Source organism: Paenibacillus jamilae (assembly GCF_050482105.1).
Lineage (GTDB): Bacteria > Bacillota > Bacilli > Paenibacillales > Paenibacillaceae > Paenibacillus > Paenibacillus jamilae_B.
The window spans coordinates 393490-416864 of the sequence record NZ_JBCNHI010000020.1 but is presented as its reverse complement, the minus strand read 5'-3'; the positions used below and the strand labels follow the sequence as shown (position 1 = coordinate 416864).

The window sequence follows — 23375 nt, the reverse complement described above, 5'->3', positions numbered from 1 at the left end:
TTCTATCATATCTTAAAAATTGAACTTATAAAAGAATTGCTTGTGAATTTGAGTGAAATTCAAGTACCCTCACGGATTTGTACTGTATGGGCACTTGTAACACATGCGGAAAATATGTAAAGTTTGATGTTATTACAATAGAAATAAGCCAAACTAGATGTACTGAAAAGACAGCACCTGGTTTAGCTGATTCCTGTTTATTCTTTTGTTGTATTCCTCGTCATAATCTCCAAAACTCGCTTAAATGTTTGAAGATCTTCTTCGGGTATACCGCGAACCGTGTTGCTTTTAAAGTTCTCAGCAATAGGAATTAATTCACGACAAACCTGTACGCCTTTAGCACTCAGCTCTAATTGTTTTATCCGCTTGTCATTATTAGTCCCAGACCGGCATAAAAGGCCGTCCAATTCTAATTTCTGAAGCAATCTAACAACACTAGGTTCTTTAATAGCCATCTTGTCAGCCAATTGTCTCTGGGTAATGGATTCGTTCGTATAAATATAATACATTGCAATCCACTGGCTTCTTGTTACATGATATGGCCGAAATTCGTTCTCCAGCGCTTCTGCGAATAGCTTCGCACTCTGATTCGTAATAAAGGCGAGACAGTCGTCCAAATTAAACAATATGAGCACCAACCAATCCTAACTAATTTTCGTTGTCCTTCCCCTCACTTCTGATATGTTGATTATAACAAATAAATGGAACAGATGCTGAGGCATACTTTTCAATATGATGAAACAACTCATTAATTTCGAAAAATGCACCTACCCACTCACGTTCAAACGTTGTGAAATCAAGAGAGTACAAACTATCTGTATGGATTTTAAGGCGTTGTATTCGCCCATTTTCTGCATCAACAGACAATGATACAAGGCCAAAAGACAGCTTTCTTTCCTCACGAATAGAAAATCTTGGAGCTTCACCAAAAATCCAATCTTTTTCTTGAATCATTGCCCAATGTTCTGGTTGCAAAATACTTCTATCTACAAATATGACTGGATGATTTTTTCCATAAACATTTCGGAATGCTTTAATCATGGACACCTTCACGGCATCAATTGTAATCAGCGAATTAACCTGTGACAAATTTATAACTCTACTCCGTACAGAAGCAATGCCTTTTGATTGCAGCTTGAGAAGTGATGGACTGAGTGCTCCTGATAACCTGTCCATATCCACATTCACCATAATAGTCCCATGATAGAGGTAGTTTCCGTTATCTACAAAATAAGCGTGACCCGAAAATTTTTTCCCTTGGCAAAGCAAATCATTTCTCCCGCTGAATGCACATTCTACTCCTATTAAATCCATGGCCTGCTTGATAACGGACAAAAAAGTGTCGGGATCTGCACAATGCTCTTTCGCGAAAAAGGTGAAATTCAAATTCCCCAAATCTTGATACACTGCACCACCGCCAGAGAAGCGTCTTACCGGTAAGATTCCAGCTTGCTTAAGGTAACTCACATCACACTCGGCATAAACATTTTGATTACGTCCAAAGATAACTGCTGGCTCATTCTGCCACAGGAACAGGGACACATCCTCTTCAGCTTCTGAAAAAAGCTGATATTCTGCGGCAACATTAAAGTATGGATCAGTCTCCTCAGAAATATATATATGACTCATGCCTGATGCAAAGCTCCGATGCTTAAACCAAATGCAGCTTCGTGAAGTACTTCACCCGTAGTTGGATGTGCAAAGATCGTTTGCGTAATTTGCTGTTCAGTTAATTCATTTGCAATTGCGAGAGTAAGGCTACTAATCAGGGAAGAGGCATCCGGTCCTATAATCGATCCCCCCACAATTTTTCCAGATTGATTATCTTTAATAAGTTTAATAAAACCATCAGATTCATTCATGGTTAATGCCTTCCCATTACTGGAGAAAGACACCTTGCTAACACGATAGTCTAATCCTCTGTCCTTACATTCGCTTTCAAGCAAGCCTACGCTAGAGATTTCTGGGGAAGTAAAAATTACATTTGGCACAGCGGTGTAATGCATACCGGAACATTCTCCAAGTATCGACTCTATAGCAGTAATGCCTTGATGCGATGCCACGTGGGCAAGTTGAATAATATTAGTAACATCACCAATAGCATAAATATGTTCCACGTTCGTGCGCATAAGTTTATCAACAGCAATACCTTTGCCGCGCTCATTTAATTGAACCCCTGCTTTTTCTAGCTCCAGACCATCCATATTGGGTTCGCGTCCAATGGCAACCAACACTTTTTCACTGACCAGAAGGTGTTCCCCATGATCGGACTCGTAAGTTGTAATTGCTTGCCCATCGTCAGCTCGTTGAATTTTGGATACTTTAGCACCTGTATGAATATGGATTCCTGCCTGTTCTGCTGCCTGCTTAATTTCTTCGGAAATGTCATTATCGAGCATGGTAAGCAAACGATTCATAAACTCCACGACATGCACTTCAACGCCAAAATTACGATATATGAAGGCAAATTCCATTCCGATAACGCCCCCACCGATAATGGTAATGCTTTTTGGTAATTCAGTACATGAAAGGGCATCTGTGCTGTTCATTACAAACGGGAGATCAATCCCTGGAATATTAACTTTGGAGATCTTGGAACCTGTGGCAATAATAATATCCTTAGCTTTAATGCGGTAGTTTATTTCACCTAACACATTTACTTCATCTTTAGACAAGAATGAGGCTTTACCACGTATCACTTGAATGTTGTTCTTTTCCATTAAGAAGGCAACACCAGAGACCAATCTTTCCTTTACTTCGTCCTTTCGGCGAATAACCTGTTTCATATTGATCTGAAGAGGTGTCCCAGATTCGATTCCAAACAAGGAGGAGTGCTGTACGCTATGACATACCTCTGAGGATTTGACCAACGCCTTTGTAGGAATACAACCTACATTTAAACAGGTTCCTCCCAATTCTTCCTTCTCAATCAATGTCACACGCAGTCCCTTTTTCGCGGCATAGATAGCAGCGACGTATCCTCCTGGACCAGCCCCAATAATTAGCAAGTCCGTACTAGTTGTATGCGGTTGCTGTTCTGCATCAGCTTCCTTCTGCTCGCCGCTTGATGTATCCATGTTTAGTGAAGCAGTATTCAGCTCAAACAACACTTGGTTGGAGGATACTTCAATGCCCTCTTCGATGAAAACTTGGCTAACAACGCCATCTTCTGTTGCCTTAATTTGACGATTGCCTTTTCCAGTCTCAACCTGTACCAAGACATCTCCTTCAGACACTCGGTCTCCAAGTTTGGCATTAATTTTTCCGACTTTTCCCTTTTTCCCTCCAGGAATCATTGACATTTTAATTTCCATCGTTTTTCTCCTTCATGTATCAGAATGGGCCAGCCAGCCCATTCTGAAATTCGTTATTAGTGTCGTACAACGCCTGCTTTTACCATTTTGACACCATTTGCAAGACAATCTCCCACCGGACAAGTCTTCTCAATAAAATCTGCAAAAGCTTCTGCTTTTTCCTGAGACTCCTCGGTCTTAAAGTGCATCGTAAATCGAATTTCCTGGAAACCAGGTCTTACATCTGCAATGCCCATAAAACCGTCAGGGTCCAAATCTCCTTCGAGTTCAATGTGAAATTCATCAAATGAAAAATCATTAGCTTCGGCAAAAGCGCTCGCAACAATGGATTGACATGCCCCCAGCGCACACAGCAAAGTTTCAACGGGATTCATTCCTTTATCGGTTCCGCCCATATCTTCAGGCTCATCTAAGATTATTTTGAAACCTCTGGAATTGCTTTCGACTTGAAGTCCCTCTGGTAATTTTTTAGCAGTTGCTTTGAATGTAGTTAGCATTATTTTTACCTCCTAATTTAACTTTGTGAAAATAGTAACATTATTTCCTCTATAAATCAATAGTTAGCTAAGTAATCTTTTTTGTATCCAGTTTTTGTGTGCTCTATATTCTTAATTGCGGTTACGAATTCAACCAAAAAAAAACGAGAGTAAGGCAGAAGAAGCCTTACTCTCGCTAATGTTTAATTTTCACAATAATAGTGGGTAGAACATTTTATAGGAAAATACGATTGTCCAATTAACTTAATTCAAAGAAAACAACGGATTTACTTATCCTTCTTTTTGGCTCTGGATCAATACATTAATTGCATTGATGCGCGGTGCAAATTCCCCAGTTTTAATAACGTATGTAACTTCTCAGGGAAACAGACTCCTATTGGTGCAGATATATGATGTAATTCTTTCTAGCCTCTGAGTTTTCATCGTATATCGTTTCATTATCCCTCTTAACGGTGTTTAAATTATTATAATCTATGGTGTAATAGTTTAAACATGGCAGTAAACTAAAAAGGTTCACATTTGCACAAGCAAATGTGAACCAACTTTGAATAACATGATGCGGTCGAGAGGACTCGAACCTCCACGGGGGGTTAGCCCACACGGACCTGAATCGCGTATGCGATTGGGAACCAAGTGGAATATAAGTCAATGGAACGGAATTAAAAAACCGTCAAAAGCCTTGTGAAATCGGGGTTTTTGGCGGTTTTTTCGTTCAAACCCAAGCCCCGCAAGGGCTCCCGGAAATGCCCTAAAATGCAGCCGATTTTGGACGTTTGAGAGAACTCGGAGAGAACAGCGACCAAAACAGCCCACTCCCTGCCATTGACAAATAAACGAAGCGACAGCTTCGGGGAGGATCAATATGAGACACGCAACGACGATTACCGTCGCTAATCAAAAAGGCGGCACCGGCAAAACAACCACCGCCTACAATTTGGCTTACGCCTTATCCAATGAAGAAAAAAAGGTTCTTCTGGTAGATTTCGACCCGCAAGGTAATCTAACCTTATGTTTCGGCATCGAGCAGCCCGACAAGTTGGACGTCAGCATGTTCAACATCATGAACGCAGTCATGGGAGATGAGCCTCTGCCCTCCCCTGACCAATATCTTCATTCCCAAGGGAACATTGACCTCATCCCGAGCAATATTGAATTGTCGGTTGCTGAAATGAACCTCCGGGATGAGATGGGCGGCGAAAAGACGTTGGCCGCGCTGCTGGAGCCGATGAAAATGCAGTACGATTTCATCATCATCGACACAAACCCGTCACTCGGCTTGCTGACGATCAACGCGCTCGCAGCCAGCGATAGCGTTTTGATTCCCGTCAATCCGCAGCTCTGGTCGGCAACAGGACTTACGCAACTATTAAACATTATCGTCAAGGTAAAAAAGCGGATCAACCCCCGCATTTCTATTGAAGGCATCCTGATGACGATGTGCGATGTTCGAACCAACTTGTACAAAGAGGCTTTCCGTCTGATTGAGGATTATTACGGTGATCGCATTCGTATTTTTGAAACGCAAATTCCCTTGTCCGTCAAAGTTGGTGAAGCGAACTTTTACAGCCAAAGCATCATAGAGTTTCATCCGAAATCCAAAGTGGCTGGCGCCTATCAAGGTTTGGCAAAGGAGCTGATGAATCATGGTGAGTAAGCGCCCCATTCCCAAACTTGCCAGCATTGACGAATTGCTGCTTCTCTCGGAGCAGCCGGCGGAATCCTCTGATTCTTCCGTGCATCCAGAAGGAATTCAGTCTATACCAATAGATAAAATCAGATTTTATCAGAACCATCCTTTCCGCCTCTATGAAGACGAAAGACTGATGGATATGGCGGACAGTATCCAGGCCAATGGCATCCTGGTCCCGGTTATCATCCGTAAAATCGCCCTCGACGAAAACGGCTACGAGTATGAAATGCTGGCCGGACACAACCGGATGAACGCTGCCCGAATGGTTGGTCTCGATCGCCTTCCCTGCATCGTCAAGGAACATCTTTCGGATGAAGAAGCACTCATGTACGTAGTCGAAACCAATGTGTTACAGCGCTCCTTCTCGGATATGCTTCCCTCAGAAAAAGCCAAAGTGCTGTCCCTTCGTTATTCAGATATGTTCTCACAAGGCAAACGAAACGACATTATTGAAGAACTTAAAATGCTCGAAAATCCGCACTACAACAAGAAAAACGAGACTTCGCCCCTATTAGGTACGAAGTTGAGAAGCGACGAGAAACTGGGACATGAATACGGCTTGTCCAAAAATACAGTTGCTCGTCTGCTTCGGATCGACAAACTTGCCCCTTCACTAAAAAAGCTAGTGGACGATGCGAAGATCGGTCTATATCCTGCGGTCAGCCTTTCCTATCTGAATGAAGCAGAACAACAGGCTGTCCATGATGTGCTGTCACAGAACGATTACAAGGTAGATATGAAAAAAGCAGAACTCCTGCGAGAATACTCAGGCCAATTAACAAACGAGCAAGCAGCCAGAATTTTGTCAGGTGAAGCCACACGCAAGCCACGCAATAAAACGCCAGCACCTTTCAAGCTCAAACATAAAGTGTATACGAAATATTTTTCCTCAGCCCATAAAGCAGCCGAAGTCGAGGAGATCATCGACAAGGCATTAGAAATGTATTTCGCCCAACAACACCAACAAAATCCTGAGTCCCATGAAAAAAAGGAGGACAACACCCATGAATCCGTTCTTTAAAGACATTGAGCATGAGCAATTCTATGAGGGCAATCTTCGTATGACTCACAGCCAACATGATCCGTATCGTCAGGCTTTCTTCTATGTACTTGGTATTACGCCGCAAACCCGCCAGCATATCCACGACCTCTACGATTACGAAGAACAGGCAATTCGCTTGGAAGGTTTGGAACAAGGCTGGCAGACCAGCACTTCCGTAAAAATGACTCGCCTCGCCTTTAACCTGTACAACGGTTATACCGGAGATGCTGAAACGGGCCGGGATCATCCCCGCCATTATAGTCCGTATCATCTATTCGACACTGGGCTGATGCCGTACTTCTTTGAAGCGATCAAACTTCGTTATGCGGAATATGCCCGCTCCCTGGAGATACCGTACTTTTCATTTCCAACGACAGAAACGGAAACCTATGCTTCATTTGAACACGAATCCTGAGACATATAGCACCAGCCTAATGATTCTATCTAGAAAGGAGAGCCTGACATGAGCCGCATTAAGCCCTTGCACCATTTGTACGCATCAGCCATTGCCGATGTCACATCCAGCGGGGACGCCTGGCAACACTATCTGCACTTTGCTGCATCCATCTACAAATACTCGTTTGATAACAGCCTGCTCATTTACGCCCAACGCCCGAACGCGACCATGCTGGCTCCCCTCCCACTATGGAATGAGTTAGGCCGTTATGTGAAAAGGGGCGAAAAGAGCATTGCCGTCTGTGATTTCCAGCAAGGCAGTCCGACACTAAGTCATTTGTTCGATGTCAACCAAACGACAGGCAGACAAGTCCCTGTCCTCTGGAGCCTGGGACAGCTTGATACCGATGAACTGGCTGGGCGGCTGACTTCCTACGATACACTAAACCTCGCTGAAGCCATTTCGCAGCTTGTGCATGACACCGTCCTTTCATCCTGGGAAGAGTGGCTGCAAGACATTGAGCATGAGATTCACGATCATTTCTTGGGCAGCATCCCCTTGCTTGGATTGGAACAGCATATGGGCGACTTAATTGAAGACAGTGTTCGCTATCTCATCCACCGCCGCTGTCAGTTGCCTGAACCGAATCACACCGACTTTTCAACGATCACCCATTTTGATACTTTACCGCTTGCCGCACGTTTGGGCTATCAGGTGAACACTCACGCCCGCAGCTTGCTTACCGACATTGCTCGTTATGTAAAAATTATGGAACAGGAAAGGAGCCTGGCTCATGAATCATCCCGACAAACCGAAGTTGACATACCACGAAATCGACGGATTGCTGTATCCGAACCTGCACATCTCGAACGAAGCGACAACCGACCAGCAGCCTTTGGGCAAATTCGGGCGGCTGGCCCTGAATCATCTTCGAAATCATCATCCACAACGCTTTCAGATTCTTCAAATGGAAGGCAACCTGATGACGAAAATGCACCAGGTCGAACAGGAGGCGCTGGAACGGATGGAGCAGTTGACCGATCAACTGCTTCGCCTTCATCCCATGCCGCAGACAGACGACACGTTGAAAAGAGCACAGCATCTGAATCAAATCAAATCGACAGCCGAGGAACTGATCATGAACGACATCATTCTGAAACCACGATAACCGAAGCAAATCTCCCTTCTTCCCCATCATCCGAGCCGCCGATAAGCGGTTCTTTTTTTATGCCCAATGAAGGCCCAGTTCTTTCGGGAACGCGAACAGGAGAAGATATGCTGGCCTATCTGCTAATCAGCGGCAGAGGCGCTACGTCCGGTAAAGAGCGCATTTATCAATTTATAGTGGATCATCATCCCGTGAAAGCGTCTGATCTGATCGCTTTTCTAAAGCCACTATATGGCATCGGCGGTGCCAAAGGAGATTTAGGTAGTGGATTGGTCGGCTACATGACAGATAGTAAAGGCGTTCAACTTTCCTGGCAGGATGTTTCCGGGTCACATGAAGAGCAATTCAAATGGAAAAAAATCAGCGATACGTTACTGCAACTGATCTCCCAGGGGCATTACGATGAACAATTTGTTCCTTTTCCGCCTGTAGAACTGGAATGGACGTTATTTGATTATGCCAAAGAGCAAGCCGAGATTGAAGATGTTTCCGGAGAATCCGAAGGTCAGAACGATTCGCCCAAAGATGCTGAAGATCGGCATCAAGACACACATTCTCTACTGGCAGACGTCAATAAAATCAGTGGAGATCCTTCACTTTCTCCAGATACTCAACCCAAGCTCCCTGCTGCGGTGAACTATCGTTTTCAAGCCGAGCAATCGCCTTATGTATCCGGTGCAAAGAGCAAATATAAACGAAACGTGGAGGCCATTCGCCTACTCAAGCAATTGGAATCAGAGCAGCGTCAAGCCACTATAGAGGAACAACATATTTTAGCCGGTTATGTGGGCTGGGGCGGATTAGCAAATGCATTTCATCCTAACGCGAATGGCTGGGAAACCGAATATGCCGAGTTAAAGCAGCTTCTGGATGAAGACGAATATGCAGCAGCCCGCAACTCCACCATTACCGCCTTCTATACAGAGCAGTCCTTAATTCAGACCATCCATGCAACATTACAGCGTTTTGGCTTAACCTCTGGTGCTGGACGCCGCTTGCTAGAGCCTTCTATGGGCAGCGGCAACTTCTTTTCTGTTCTGCCGCCGGAATGGGAAAATGCTGAACTTCACGGCGTGGAACTGGATTCGTTGACGGGACGGATTTCACAAAAACTCTACCCCAAGGCAAACATCCACATCCAAGGATTTGAAACCATTGACTGGCGCAAACAACGCTTTGACGCCATATTCTCCAACATTCCCTTTCATAACATTCGCATCCATGATCGCCGCTACAGCAGCAGCCACTATATTCATGACTACTTTTTCATCCGTTCGCTGGACTTGCTCAAGCCTGGCGGTATCTTGGCTTTTATCGTCAGCAAAGGCACGATGGACAAACAGGACTCCAGTGTGCGGCAGATCCTGGCACAAAAAGCTGAATTAATCGGAATGGTTCGTTTGCCAAACACTACCTTTCAATCACTGGCCGGTGCTACGGTTACAACAGATATTGTTTTTCTGCAAAAACGGGAGTCACCGCTCTCTCTCCCTCAAGAAGACATGCCGGAATGGATTGAAATCGGCGAAACTTCTGAGGGCGTGCCTGTCAATCGCTATTACCTGTCTCACCCGGAAATGATGCTCGGACAAATGCAATGGGATCGGGGCATGTACGGTGCAGAGAAAACTAGTGCCTGTATTCCGTATGCAGGACAACCTCTTCTACCTGCCCTGGAGAAAGCGCTCGACACATTGGAAGCTCGTTTTCCTGACTTGCCGAATGAAGTAGCACAAACAAAAAACAACCGCTCTCCCCTCCTGCCGGATGAAGAAGAGGAACCCATCCGAAAAGCGCCACCGGGCACGAAAAACTTTACGTTTTTCGTCGAACAGGAACGCATTTATTACTGTGAGAACGGTCTTCTTCTCCCCCAAGACATCAAAGGCAAGAAGGCAGAGCGCATCAAAGGCTTATGTGCCATACGCGCGGCGCTTTTGGATGTGATTGAAATCCAATCCCGTGAATACGGTTATGAAGCAGACGAACTGGAGCAAGCCCAGTCTAGGCTGAATTACATCTATGACCGTTTTGTTCATCAGTATGGAACCATTAACGAACGGGCCAATACTTCTGCTTTTGCCGACGATGACCAACTACCGCTGTTACGCTCTATTGAAGACCTCACAGCAGATAAAACCTGGATAAAAGCAGCTATTTTCAGTCGTCCCACCATCCGGGTCAACGCCTTACCAGAGCATACAGATGATCCGTTAGAAGCTTTACAAATTTGCCTGAATCATCGCCTTCGCATCGACCTGCCGTATATCGCCCATCTCTGTAACAAAACAACGGATGAAGTGCGGGAGGCACTGGGTGAACGCATTTTCCAAAACCCGCAAGCCTATACAGGGGATGCAGATGAAGGCTGGGAACTGGACGAAGAATACTTATCCGGCAACGTCAAAGACAAGCTCGCCTATGCTATGCTCAAAGCGCAGGAGTACCCGGATGTATTCCAGCGCAATGTTGCCGCGCTTACTCGTGTCCAACCTGCTCCACTGCTGCCGGGAGACATCGACTTCCGTATCGGCAGTCCCTGGATTCCAGTTAAAGTATATCGGACATTTATGTATGAAACGTTTGGTACAGCCCGAATCATGCAGGATTCGCAAACCATTGATGTAGACTATCTTGAATACACCAATACGTGGCGCGTATCCGGCAAATCTTTGGAAAGAGGCTCGATTAAAGTCAACCAAACCTTCGGCACAAGGCGAGCCAACGCTTACGAGATTTTTGAAAGCAGCCTCAATCTGCAAAGCATTACCGTGCGTGATCCGGTCACGTATCTGGATGCGAACGGCAATGAGCAGATCAAGTATGTGGTCAATGCCAAAGAAACGATGATTGCCCGTGCCAAGCAGCAACAGATGAAAGAAGCATTTGCCTCCTGGCTCTTTCGGGACAAGGATCGAGCCGATGCGCTGCTCTCCATTTACAACGACAAATTCAATACGATTCGTCCCCGTACCTATGACGGCGATCATCTGGTGTTTCAGGGCATGAATCAAGAAATGAGCCTGCGCAAGCATCAAAGGGATGTAGCTGCCCGCATTATTTACTCCGGTACAGCGCTCATGGCTCATGAAGTCGGGGCTGGCAAAACGGCGGCGATGATTGCTGCAGGCATGTATTTAAAGCGGATTGGCGCGGTTCACAAGCCATTATACTGCGTCCCCAATCACTTGACCGAGCAGTGGGCCAATGAATTTTTGCGCTTCTTCCCCTCTGCCAATGTATTAGTAACCACGAAAAAAGATTTTACTTTGGCTAACCGTCAGCGCTTCGTTTCCAAAATTGCCATGGGCAATTACGATGCCGTTATTATTGGTCATTCGCAATTCGAGAAAATCCCCATCTCCCGTGAGCGGCAGGAGCAGCTCCTACAGGATGAAATCCGCAATGTCTCCCACATGATTAACCAGATGAAAAAAGAAAAAGGCGACAACTGGAGCATCAAGCAAATGGTCGTGTTTGAGAACAACCTGAAATCCCGGCTGGAACGGTTGATGAATGAAACAAAAAAGGATAACCTGCTCACTTTTGAACAGCTTGGCGTAGATATGTTATTTGTCGATGAGGCCCATGCCTACAAAAACTGCTTCACCTTTACCAAAATGCGTAATGTGGCGGGGATCGGCAAATCCAGCAGCCAACGGGCCACCGATATGCTGCTCAAATGCCAATATTTACAGGAGATGAATCAAGGGCGAGGGGTAGTATTTGCTACCGGCACACCGATTAGTAACAGCATGTCCGAGATGTACGTCATGCAGCGTTTTCTCCAGCCTCACTTGCTGCAAAAGCTGGGGCTGAACTTTTTCGATAATTGGGCGGCAACGTTTGGCGAAGTTGTTTCTTCCTTGGAGATTACACCTGAAGGCAGCGGCTACCGGATGAAATCCCGCTTCGCCAAGTTTCATAATTTGCCGGAGCTGATGAGCATGTTTCGTCTTGTTGCCGATATTCAAACCGCAGATATGCTTAAGCTGCCGGTTCCACGGCTGGAGGGAGATAAAGCAAGCGTTGTCGTTAGCGAATGCTCCCCTTATCAAGAGCAGATGATGGAAGAGTTTGTTGAACGAGCCGAAAAAATTCGGAACAATGAGGTCGATGCCAAAGAGGACAACATGCTCAAGTTGACCCATGAAGCCAAGCTCATGTCGATTGACCCGCGCCTGGTACATGAGGATGCCCCCGTTGATCTGATGTCCAAGCTGAATCTCTGCATCAATAACGTATTTGACATTTGGCAGGAAACGCAGGCGAATCGACTTACTCAGGTTATATTCAGCGACAGCGGCACTCCAAAGCCAGGACAGTTTAATGTGTATGATGAAATGAAATCCCAATTGGTTGTCCGCGGTATCCCGGAGCAGGAAATCGCCTTTATTCATGATGTAAATACGGACGCGGCACGGGAGGCTTTGTTCGAACAGGTACGTCGCGGCGAAGTCCGTATCCTGTTAGGCTCCACGCAAAAAATGGGAACCGGGACGAATATACAGACAAAGCTCATCGCTGCCCATCATATCGACTGTCCATGGCGGCCCTCTGACATCATTCAACGGGATGGCCGCATTCTTCGGCAAGGCAATCAAAATGAAACGGTGCGGATTTTCCGCTATGTGACCAAAGGAACGTTCGACTCGTATTTGTGGCAAATACAAGAGCAAAAGCTGCGCTACATCTCGCAAGTCATGACAGGCAGAAGCATTTCCCGCTCCTGTCAAGATGCCGATGAAACGGTATTATCTGCAGCTGAAGTCAAAGCCGTTGCTGTGGGCAATCCAATGCTCGCTGAAAAGATGGAAGTGGACAACGAAGTCATCCGCCTCAAGCTGCTTAAAACAAACTGGCATAACGAACAAGTCATGCTGGAGCGGCAACTCAGTCAGCATTATCCGCAAATGTTGACTTCTTGCGCGGAAAAGCTGGAGCAATATCAGGCAGATTGGAAACTCGTTGAACAGCACCAACTCCATGACTTTTCAATCACCTTGGATGGTATGGTATATACCGAGCGTCCCCAAGCAGGGGAAGTGCTGCTGCTCTTATCCAAAGTAACTGAACTGGAACATCAGGCTATAAAGGTGGGACAATTCAAAGACTTCGATATTATGCTATCCCGCCCCGGTTTTGAGCATGTACAACTCCATCTTCGAAGAACGGCGACCTACACGGTTGAGCTTGGAGATTCAGCTCTAGGCAATATCAACAGGATGGAAAATTTACTAGAGAAAATTCCTGCCAAGATTGAGGCAACCAAACAGCAGCAACAAGATACCCTCCACCAGATCGAGACTGCGAAAAGAGAAATCGGGAAGCCTTTTGAATTTGAAGATCGGCTGAGTCAATTTGTAGCGCGGCAGTCTGAGATCAACTCAGCACTGGAGTTTAAGGAATTACAAGAGCAAGCAGTAATGGATGATCCGGAAGATGAGCAACAAAATGAGGGTTTGGTAGAACACAAAGGAATAGAACACTAACCTATGAAAAAAGAAAACCGCTCCAAAGGAACGGAAATTAGTAAGCTTGCTTGCGCCAATCTTCAATGGTTTGGATCGAAAATCCGTTGGCTTGGGCAATAGATGAATCATCCATCCCCATTCGTATTAACTGTTAAGCTACATCTTCTTTGCCTTTTTGCTCACCTTTGTGTTGTTCTCTGCGTTCAATATCATCCAAGTTCTCCTGTACGTTTTCCTCGTTCACCGCTTGGACCCAGCCTTTATTGATGAAAGAACGGAGCAGTTCAACGAAAAGCTTTTTGCTTGAGAGCAAAAAACGGTAGGGGGTATCGTGCCGCTGATGCACCGTTTCTGGGTTCACATCTGAAGACATCCCATCGCCCCACTTCCAAATTCTTATTTATATATACGATTTTCCACCTTCCTAAACAACGCATGGAGGGATGCGTCCATGACACAACATACATTGTTTACCAAAGAGCAAATTAGATCAGCCAATCAGGTGAATCTAATTGATTTTGCAAAATCACAGGGTTATTTACTTGAGAACGGCGGCCGCCGCGCGTATCATGCCAAACAAAGTGGGGGGCTTTATTTCTTTAAGAACAGCAATCGGTACTTTCACTTTTCCAGTAACACACATGGCGGAACGATTGATTTTGCCATGCATTTTTGCAGGATGACATTTAAAGAGGCTGTCGCTTATTTGCTTGAATTGGAGTTGCCTCAAAAGGTTGTTTCTTCTGGAATTAGAGAACGTGGGCAGCTCATACTTCCCGATAAAGCACCAAATTACAAACGGGTTGCGTGGTATTTAATTCAAGTGCGCGGAATAGCACCTGAAATCGTCTCATTACTCATACATGAAAAGAAGTTGTATCAGCAGGACAACACAGGGAATTGCGTGTTTGTTGGATATGATCAAGAAGGAACTGCACGGTATTGTTCAATGCGCGGCACCACTCAAAACAAACCTTTCAAGCAGGATCGGGAGCATTCGGACAAAAGTTATCCGTTTCATTTTACCGGGAATTCTGACAGCAAACGAGTATATGTATGTGAAAGCCCCATTGATGCTATGAGTCGTGCTACAATTGCGAAACTACGTGCTCAAGACTGGAAAGCCGCTCACTACATTTCGCTCGGATGCTTATCCGATCAAGCACTTGAAAGTTTTCTTCAATATAACCAAATTAACGAGATTGTGTTTTGTCTGGATAACGATGCAAATGCTACTTATAGCAACGGCAGCCCCGCTCCCAATTGGGGACAAGAGGCTGCCGTTAAATATTACGTAATGTATGGAGATTTAGGGTATAGGACAAGTATAGAAAAACCTAAATATAAAGATGTAAATCAAGATTTACTTGAACTGCGACATCTGTGGCAATCAGAACAGAAATTTGACCCTATAGAGCACATGCCAGAGTAAATAATTTCACAAATTTATTATTGATTTAATCACTTTCAGAAACGCCTTTGTCACTTCAAAATAGCCATAGTCGAATTATTGAAATGGTCCATCAAATTAACAAATAAACCGCTTGCGAATAAAACTGCAACAACAATTAAATAGGCATTCAGAAACACCATAGATTGTGAAAAAGAAGTTCTTTTATTGATGTAACTTAGTACCTTCAATTCTTTATTATTACGGTTTCTGCGAACGGATAAAATAATATGACTTGAATGAAACACTTCAAAAGCTAACAAAATTAAAACTAAAAATACGAGAAACCATAAAGAAACGGATTGAAGTAAAAGAAACGTTAGATCTGAAGTATTGTTTAAAAACAGCTCGATAATTCGAGGAACAATACCACTCATTCCATGATCAATAATTTTTGATCTTACCATCTCAATTCCCTCAGAGCTGTAAAAAGGATATTTAATGAAGAAAATAACAGCCAGAGCTCCTAACCAACTGAATATAGGTGTATAGAGGGCTAGTTTATATTTTTTATCCAGAGATCTAAAAAGTCCTTTTCTCGACAACCTATATATCCGTAATACCGAAACGAGTGTCATCGTAATAAACACTGAAGAGGCAATCCAAATTATCATCGATTCATACGAGAGGTAAAACACCATAGTTACCACACTTAGAATGACACCCAATATAACAAATATTTGTGGATCCGAAGTTTTCTCCTTTGTCTTTTCGGGAGCAGTTAAAGCGGTTTTTTCTTTTTCAAGCACATCAAGAGGAATATTTAAGAACTTTTTCCTCAAATCGTGATTAGCAACTTGGTTTAGAGCTTTAGCGATTTTAGAATTATGAAACAATACAAGATCGCATCCATGCTGCTCACATAACTCCTGACAACGAAGCACCTCTTTGGATTGCGGCTCAGAATTAACAAAAGCAATACATGTTGCACCATGTCCCATTCCCAAATCCAAAAGAGATTCGATACTTTTATTCACATCTTCGTACATCTTCCCTGTCTTTGCATCCGTTGTAACTTGAACGTATACCAATCTTCCATTTCTAGCTCTCATCCACATATCAGGAGTACCTTTGCGGGTGATATTGGTTCCCTCCACCGCTCCACTATGTATTAAAGAGTTCCATTCATCATTAACACGAGGAAGTAATTCAAATGCTAGACGTTGAAACTCTCCAGCATTTAATCCTTTTAGTTTATATTCTGTATCGTCCATTTTAAGCCACCTTAAGTTTTAAATTGAATCAAGCGCTTTTGCATACTCGACAATATCCATAGCGGGAGCTGTACCCAGCTTTTGAAGCTCCATAACTAAGCTAAAGAAAAAGAAAATCAATGCTTCTTCTGAGCTGCTAAAGTCTATTTTTTTCTCTTCTCCGTAGCTAACCTTAAATGAACCTTCTTGAAGTACACATCCAAAATCCAATTGGGATTCTTCTCCCAAATCAAATATATGCTTCTTGCATGTTTCACTAAAAGCAGGACTAAAATCGCTGGTCAAACTGACAAATCCAGATAAAATTCTAAAATGTTCTTTCTTGCCTCTCCCTCCCAAATGGTAAATTTCAGCCGATGTTCTGACTAAACTTCGTACACTCTCAAATTTCTCCCCTGCATATTTGATATTCTCGGTACTAAGATTTTGCTTCACCTCAAAAACAGCATAAACACTTTCCGCAGGAATGTAGGCCGTACCCTTATCAAAATATACGAAAGGCGTATATTGTTGATCATAAATAACCAGGTCAATCTGATCACTAATGTTGCTTTGGGAATCAACAACGAAAGCTTTCCCGACTTTATATCTTTTTGGAAGATACGTTTCAATCCATTCTATCCACTTTAATTCAGAAGCGTCTCCCTTTGCACCAGGATGTTCAATAATAGATCTACTTGCATTCAAAGTAGCGATCATTTGATTCTGGAGACGATAAAATATATTTTTCAAGTTTGTCTTTTTCATGTTTCCTCCTGAAACTTATATTAATGAGCCATTAAAAGGAGAGGTGGGGGTTATTTTCAATGCGGCTTTTCGAATTACATTAAAGTCCAGCGGCTGATCCGGATATGCTTCGAGTATTGCCGAAGGAATCAATCTAGTTGTTAAATCGGAATAGGTGAATCCATATTTACGCTCAGAATTTTCGCCTGTTAAGTTTACCAATTCTTCGTACTCACGCTGATTAAGGGCAAGATCGTGAAAATGCTTTTGAAAAACGTTCAGTCTCTGTTCCTTATTTGGACGGTTAAAGGTATGCACCATTGCAGCTCTTCTTCGAATGGCCGGGTCAAGTGCATTCAAACGATTCGTACAAAAAATGACCATAACGGGAAACTCCGAGTTGCGAATCTTATCAATCCCCTGTATCAGTGCGTTGACCCCAGCTCGATCCTCATGATGCATTTGGCTTTCTTCTCTACTTTGGGCTAAAGAATCCGCTTCATCTAGCAGTAAAATAACCGGCCCCTGATTCTGAACTGCAAGGTTCGTTGCTTCGCTAAAGACCTTACTGATCAATTTACTCATCTCACCAACTACACCATTTCCACGACTTTTCATACTTACGCGGGCGAGTAACACCTCTTTTTTTATCGCTCTCGCGATATCGTCCCCAAATGTTTCTGCGAATTCAGTTTTTCCTGTACCTACATCCCCTTCGAAAATAAAGAACGGGTAACGATCACCAAATATTTTTAAAGCATCTATTGTTTTTTTATGATATTGCTTACTCCATTGCTCAAGTACTTGCGGGGCAAGCCAAACAGACGCTTCTTTCCGAATTTTATTTTTCAACTCGTCTAATCCAACCAAACGTTGATATCTCTTCTGGATATCCGATTTGGGCACTGAAACGACTTCTTCAAAAACGCTAGTGTCTACATTCATCTTGGGATTTCCCCCTTTATTGGGCACGATAACTACAGTGAGGTCTTTCTTGACTTGTCCTAGTGCAGCATATTCTTTGAGCCAGTTTCGTATCTCATCACGACACGCTTCCTTTACGGAAGACCATGGATATTGTAACTGTATATGTTCTTCAATCAGGGTTACAGCAGAATCAAAAACCTCACCGGTCATTAAATCTGCTGCTTCCAAAATCTGCTCCAAATCGATGGCCAGGCTCTTCTGTAAAGTTAACTTCTCATCCTTCACAAGAATTTTCACGCTTTCACCCCCCACCCAGAATTGAGCGTTGAATTCCAACATTACCTTTAGAGTATTGCTTATCGTAAGTCCGAATTAAACCCTCTGCATACGGAACAGATTTAGAGGGTCCCCAACCCGGAACAGTTTTATAGAAATTTTCTCTTTGATCGTTTGTCAAAGCATCCCATTTTGGAGTTGTTTCTACTCGGGCATAAGGCTTAGCCTCAGTTAACCCCTTTAATTTCAATTTTCCAACATTATCATCGTTAGATATTGATCCATCATCCTTGATATCCCAGGCTATTTCACAAATGCATTGGTCACTCTTGATAAACAAGAGCTTAATTGTTTTTGCATAGCCTTCATATACCCAGTTGTAAAAATCTTTTTTCCATTTTTCCACGGTAGCTTCAGAATAAATATCGGGATAAAAAACACGTATATAATCCAGATCGCTTGCAATTTTATCGTTAAGATACTTAATGCTTGACCAGGAAGCTGTAGTAGTTCTGGTTAAGCTACTATTGAATGTCATCTGTAAACCTCCTAAAAAGAAAATGACGAACCAAAAATATTTTTTAATGATTGAATTGAAATTCCTTTGGTAGAGGATTGTATACCGTGAACTAAATAGGCCAATGCTTCTTCCGACTCTTCAACTATTCGATTTCTCTTTGAAAAATCTAATGTTCGAGCTACATTGTTTTCAGGATTCACGGGATCAAATATATTACAACCACTTGCCTCTAGCTTCACGGCAGATTGTTCATAGTTATCCGTAAAAATAATAGGATCAAGTAATTCGGTTTGTACCACGTATCTGAAAAAGTGCTTCAGAGCTTCGTGGATGTCATTATGAATCCCCTCTGTATCCGCTATATGTGCCCATATAAGTTCAATTAGAAAGGACTTCATTTTAAAGTCGCGCTCTTTCCTCCACCACTTAATAATTCTGACCATCTGGGCATAGTTAGGGTGAGACTCTTTGCGTTTTCGAACAAATTGCTTATGAAGCGAAATCGAAGTCAAAACTCTTTCACCAGTATCCTTGTTAATCAGATAACCTAAATCATTGTCTTGACCGCTGTATATAACAGGTACAACATCGACATCCAGTCCTGTCCCTTTAAAGTTGACTTTGACACAATGGGTACCTAAAGAGAACTGGTCTTCGGTCATACCATAACGCTTGTACACTTTTACAAGCGCGTCCCTAATGTAGGTAATAATCGCCTGGTCATCAACACCTGCCACATGATTTGACTTTACATACACGCCCACATCCATATCATTAATCGAACTTAATGCCGTCCCCTTGGCAACCGATCCGGAATGCAGCATCTTAACAAGACCATATTCAGGATTGTCACGGATGTAATCAGTTAGATTATTGCGAAGCCGATTCACTTGTTCGCGGTACTTTGTTACTTTGGCACTCTTTAAGTTAATGTGCTCTTCCGAGAACGTTTTAAGGTCATTATTTGTAAAAAGCATGTCTGCTTCCTCGCTTTCTAAGGTTTCTGCAACCCATGTTAAACGATCACCGTGCTAATTGTCAAACTTTACGTACAATTTTTTCATTAAAACGTAAATAATACAACAAAAAACGTGCAATAATATATAAAAAGTGTTATGATATCAAGGAGTTCATTTACTGAACCATAAAGGAGTGACACCACATGCAGATGCAGACAGAAATTATAAAAATTATTGAAGGCGGACTAAATAAAAACAAAGATAAAGTCCTGAGTTACGCACAGCTACTTGCGGATAAGTTACGTGAAAACGGAGAGATCCAATTTGCTGATCGTGTTTCTACACTTTTATCAAAAAACACTGTACACCCTGTTTACCTTGATGAGTTTTTAACAAAACCTATAGATTCCGATAGTCGGTTAGACATGGTCGATGTCTCTATGCCTGATAGCTCATTTGAGGAGATTGTTTTGTCAGAGGTGACGAAAACAAAGATTGAGACCTACATTGAGTCTTTGGATCATAGAAGTGAATTTTTGAAACTGGGTATCGATCTTCCAGAGTCACTTCTTCTGTACGGTCCTCCTGGTTGCGGAAAAACGACTTTGGCACATTACATCTCTTACAAAACTAAATTGCCTTTGATCACGGCAAAATTGGACGGATTGGTTTCTTCACTGCTTGGAAGTACAGCCAAAAATATTCGGAAGATTTTTGATTACGCCAAGGAGCGACCTTGTATTTTATTTTTGGATGAGTTTGATGCGATTGCGAAAGCGAGAAATGATGAGCATGAGGTTGGGGAGCTAAAACGTGTAGTAAACAGTCTTTTACAGAATATTGATGACTTTAATAACGGAAGCAACATATTGATTGCTGCTACAAACCATGAGAAACTGCTTGATCCCGCAGTATGGAGACGATTTAGTACCACAATTGAGATTTCTAAACCAGGGAAAAATGAAATATTGAAAATGGTTCAAAATTTCACAAATAAAGTGTCTTGCGACTTTTGCTCCGAACAAAAAAAGATGAATACCATTGCAAATATTCTAATCGGACACTCTCCCTCAGATATAAAAAATATTTGTTTCAACACTATAAGAAAACAAATAATGAATGGGAACCAGAGTATAACCTATTCTTCTATGCTTTATCAGATAGCTATGTATAAGAAAAATCATGATGATAACAGCTCCATCATTCATTTTTTAAATGAGAATGGTGTGTCTCAAGCAGATATTGCAGAAACCTTAAGTATTTCAATGCGCCAAGTTAGAAAGATACTAAGCAATCAGGAGGATGAGCTGAATGAGTGATCCAACAAATGGAGGAAGAAACCTGCCTATTAAGTTTTTTGAAAAGCGATCAGGAGCAGATGAACGATTGACAGAAGGAGGCGGGAACGACCAGCCCCCAAAATGGGTTTTAGAGGGAGACGAATTAAGACAAAAATCAACTTCTTTAATTTTCAATGTTCATTCATCAAAATCAAAAATCGAACAAAAGCTGAAAAAGCACAATCATATTCCGGCTGTTTTGAAAGCAAAGGTCGCCGACCTCGCACTTGCAAAGTCTCACAGGTCCGAGTTTGCAAATTTCTTTTTCTCTAATAAACAGGATAGATTGATTGGATTTTCTGAAAATCAAGAACTGCTGATCCGCATAGACACGATTGCCCAACTGAATGAAATTACAGCAAAGCTAAATCATGCCGAAAAGAATGCAAAAATCATATCGGGCCTGGAATCTATTGAAGCATTTGACGCAACAATCGAAACTGAACAGTTACAACAAATGGAAGAAGGCACTAAGATTGTGCTGCGTGTTCAACTGTTTGATTACAAAAATCCTCAAATCAATGCAATTGCATTAGAAGAATTTAAAAAAATCATCATTCAATATCCATCCTTATCCTATGTAAAAGCTGTGAAATATACAGAATCTTTGCAAATCCATCGGGTGCATGCAGATGATTTGAAAGCTTTAGAGGAAATTGAAGACTTTAATGCCTTATTTTCAATAGAACCTATGCCGCGGCTGGAAGTTGTTGATGATGATTTTTTTAGCGAGGAGGCAATTCAGATTCCCCTACCTGATGAGAATACCACTTATCCTATCGTCGGTATCCTCGATTCAGGTATTGCAGATGTGTTAAAACCCTGGGTTGTCGGTAAAAGACATACCAATTATCCACCAAGCTATTTAAACTTAGATCATGGCACTTTTGTTGCAGGAATCGTTGCCTTTGGAGATTTAATTGAAGAACAGGAATTGACTAATTTTCAAGGATGTAAGTTCATCGACTGTGCTATTTATCCTGATCGGACAAAAGAAACGATTTATGAAGACGATCTGATCAGCAACACTCGTGAAGCAATTGAAAAACACAGTGAACATATCAAGATTTGGAATATGTCTCTCGGTATGGGATACGAAGCTAAACATTCTGAATTCTCCAAACTAGGTATTGCTCTTGATAGTATTCAGGACGAAAACGATGTTCTTATTATAAAATCTGCTGGAAACTGTCGAAATTTCATCGAAGGAAAACCCAATTCAAGAATTGCCGGAGGAGCTGATTCTGTTCGAGCGCTAACTGTAGGCTCTATTGCTCTTTCAAAAGCTCCCCATGATATTGCGGAGAAAGATTTCTTGTCACCGTTTAGCAGAATCGGTCCTGGCCCTGCTAATATCATTAAACCCGATTTAGTTCACTATGGTGGAAATGCAGGCATCCGAAATGGAAAAGTAGTACCTTCTGGCGTGTCATCATTATCTCAAAACGGTCTTAAAATCACAAAAATCGGAACAAGCTTTTCTACGCCTCGAGTCACTTCCATTGCTGCAGATCTAGATCACAAATTAAAGGAAGATTTCGACCCATTGCTATTAAAGGCATTATTGCTGCATTCCAGTAAATACCCTGGAGAAACCGATCTCGCCATTGGCGATAAATTAAACTATCTGGGGTTTGGATTACCGGCATCCGCAACAGATATTTTATTTAATGATCCTAATGAGATAACTTTAATCATCCGTGATACCTTAAATAAAGGTGAGTTTACAGAGATTTTGGATTTCCCGTTCCCTCAGTCTTTAGTAGACCAGGACCATTATTATGGTCAAATTATTGTTACCTTGGTAAGCCACCCCGTTCTTTTGGAAGGTCAAGGGCCAGAATATTGCCAATCAAATATTGAGGTGAAATTAGGCACCTATGATCAAAAGAAAAAACGTGATTTAAGCAAACGAACAATTAGAAATGAGCTTGGACGTGATGGAGGAGAAAATCTATTGCGTGCAGGTAGATTCAGCAGAAAAAAACCACGCGGAGCAAATCTTACATTTGCTAATACCGAAAGAATGCTTGTTCAATATGGAGATAAATTTTATCCAAACAAAAAATATGCTATCGATCTATCTGAGCTGACACCTGGAAATAAGAAACACGCTCATTCCTCAAAAAGTTGGTACTTAAAGATTGAGGGATTATATAGAGATTTTAGTGAAAGAACAGCCGAATATAATAAAGAAGACTTATCGCAAGAGTACTGTGTCGTTATTACAATTCGTGATCCGCTTAAGAGATACCCTGTTTATACTGACGTTACAAGACTATTAGATACTAATAATTTTGTTCATCGTAACATACAAATCGATCAAAACATTAATATTGAAGGGAATAATTAATTCTTCTACAGTAACTCAAAAAGAAAAG

At 42.5% G+C, this 23375-nt stretch carries 17 protein-coding genes; 7 read left to right on the top strand and 10 right to left on the bottom strand.

The features are described from left to right. Positions 1-197: 197 nt before the first annotated feature. From ABEW32_RS20850 to ABEW32_RS20835, 4 genes are read right to left on the bottom strand one after another with little or no spacing between them, the layout of a single operon-like run. On the bottom strand, positions 198-635 hold the full coding sequence (locus ABEW32_RS20850; protein ID WP_430192010.1) for a MarR family winged helix-turn-helix transcriptional regulator: 438 nt from the start codon (positions 633-635) through the stop codon (positions 198-200). Between the two features lie 13 nt (positions 636-648). Then, a complete protein-coding gene (lplA, locus tag ABEW32_RS20845) occupies positions 649-1629 on the bottom strand; it encodes a lipoate--protein ligase (RefSeq protein WP_430191379.1) in 981 nt (326 codons plus the stop codon). Further along, a complete protein-coding gene (gene lpdA / locus ABEW32_RS20840; RefSeq protein WP_430191377.1) occupies positions 1626-3314 on the bottom strand; it encodes a dihydrolipoyl dehydrogenase in 1689 nt (562 codons plus the stop codon). Before lpdA ends, lplA begins: the two co-directional genes overlap by 4 nt. A 56-nt stretch (positions 3315-3370) precedes the next feature. After that, positions 3371-3811 (bottom strand): OsmC family protein, encoded by a 441-nt coding sequence (locus ABEW32_RS20835; protein ID WP_430191375.1) that lies wholly within the window; start codon positions 3809-3811, stop codon positions 3371-3373. 862 nt (positions 3812-4673) lie between these two features. Here ABEW32_RS20835 and ABEW32_RS20830 point away from each other — a divergent pair. From ABEW32_RS20830 to ABEW32_RS20815, 4 genes are read left to right on the top strand one after another with little or no spacing between them, the layout of a single operon-like run. Continuing rightward, the gene (locus ABEW32_RS20830) at positions 4674-5465 is read left to right on the top strand and encodes a ParA family protein (protein ID WP_430191374.1); all 792 of its coding nucleotides are present in this window, start codon (positions 4674-4676) and stop codon (positions 5463-5465) included. After that, positions 5455-6522: a ParB N-terminal domain-containing protein gene (locus ABEW32_RS20825; RefSeq protein WP_430191372.1), complete on the top strand. Its 1068-nt coding sequence runs from the start codon at positions 5455-5457 to the stop codon at positions 6520-6522. The genes ABEW32_RS20830 and ABEW32_RS20825 overlap by 11 nt, the downstream gene beginning before the upstream one ends. After that, positions 6506-6958 carry a DUF6075 family protein gene (locus ABEW32_RS20820; protein ID WP_430191370.1) on the top strand — a complete coding sequence of 151 codons (453 nt, stop codon included), beginning with the start codon at positions 6506-6508 and terminating at the stop codon, positions 6956-6958. Before ABEW32_RS20825 ends, ABEW32_RS20820 begins: the two co-directional genes overlap by 17 nt. Before the next feature lie 48 nt (positions 6959-7006). Further along, on the top strand, positions 7007-13600 hold the full coding sequence (locus ABEW32_RS20815; protein WP_430191368.1) for an SNF2-related protein: 6594 nt from the start codon (positions 7007-7009) through the stop codon (positions 13598-13600). 133 nt (positions 13601-13733) lie between these two features. Here ABEW32_RS20815 and ABEW32_RS20810 read toward each other — a convergent pair whose 3' ends face one another. After that, the gene (locus tag ABEW32_RS20810) at positions 13734-13943 is read right to left on the bottom strand and encodes a hypothetical protein (RefSeq protein ID WP_430191366.1); all 210 of its coding nucleotides are present in this window, start codon (positions 13941-13943) and stop codon (positions 13734-13736) included. A 105-nt stretch (positions 13944-14048) separates the two neighbouring features. On the opposite strand from ABEW32_RS20810, the gene ABEW32_RS20805 reads away from it, so the two are divergent. After that, complete coding sequence (locus ABEW32_RS20805) at positions 14049-15014, top strand: DUF3991 domain-containing protein (RefSeq protein WP_430191364.1); 966 nt, start codon at positions 14049-14051, stop codon at positions 15012-15014. Positions 15015-15064: 50 nt separating this feature from the next. On the opposite strand, the gene ABEW32_RS20800 is transcribed toward ABEW32_RS20805, so the two are convergent. From ABEW32_RS20800 to ABEW32_RS20780, 5 genes are read right to left on the bottom strand one after another with little or no spacing between them, the layout of a single operon-like run. Next, on the bottom strand, positions 15065-16246 hold the full coding sequence (locus ABEW32_RS20800; RefSeq protein ID WP_430191362.1) for a hypothetical protein: 1182 nt from the start codon (positions 16244-16246) through the stop codon (positions 15065-15067). Positions 16247-16264: 18 nt separating this feature from the next. Beyond that, positions 16265-16993, bottom strand: a complete 729-nt coding sequence (locus ABEW32_RS20795) for a DUF6602 domain-containing protein (protein ID WP_430191360.1) — start codon at positions 16991-16993, stop codon at positions 16265-16267. Positions 16994-17008: 15 nt separating this feature from the next. Next, positions 17009-18196 (bottom strand): ATP-binding protein, encoded by a 1188-nt coding sequence (locus ABEW32_RS20790; RefSeq protein ID WP_430191358.1) that lies wholly within the window; start codon positions 18194-18196, stop codon positions 17009-17011. 4 nt (positions 18197-18200) lie between these two features. Continuing rightward, entirely contained in the window at positions 18201-18713 is a 513-nt protein-coding gene (locus tag ABEW32_RS20785) for an HORMA-1 domain-containing protein (RefSeq protein ID WP_430191356.1), read from the bottom strand. Positions 18714-18724: 11 nt separating this feature from the next. Next, entirely contained in the window at positions 18725-19672 is a 948-nt protein-coding gene (locus ABEW32_RS20780) for a CBASS oligonucleotide cyclase (RefSeq protein WP_430191354.1), read from the bottom strand. A gap of 185 nt (positions 19673-19857) precedes the next feature. On the opposite strand from ABEW32_RS20780, the gene ABEW32_RS20775 reads away from it, so the two are divergent. Together ABEW32_RS20775 and ABEW32_RS20770 are read left to right on the top strand one after the other, a co-directional pair. Continuing rightward, entirely contained in the window at positions 19858-20973 is a 1116-nt protein-coding gene (locus ABEW32_RS20775; protein ID WP_430191352.1) for an AAA family ATPase, read from the top strand. Beyond that, positions 20966-23347, top strand: a complete 2382-nt coding sequence (locus ABEW32_RS20770; RefSeq protein WP_430191350.1) for a S8 family peptidase — start codon at positions 20966-20968, stop codon at positions 23345-23347. The genes ABEW32_RS20775 and ABEW32_RS20770 overlap by 8 nt, the downstream gene beginning before the upstream one ends. The last annotated feature ends 28 nt before the right edge of the window (positions 23348-23375 follow it).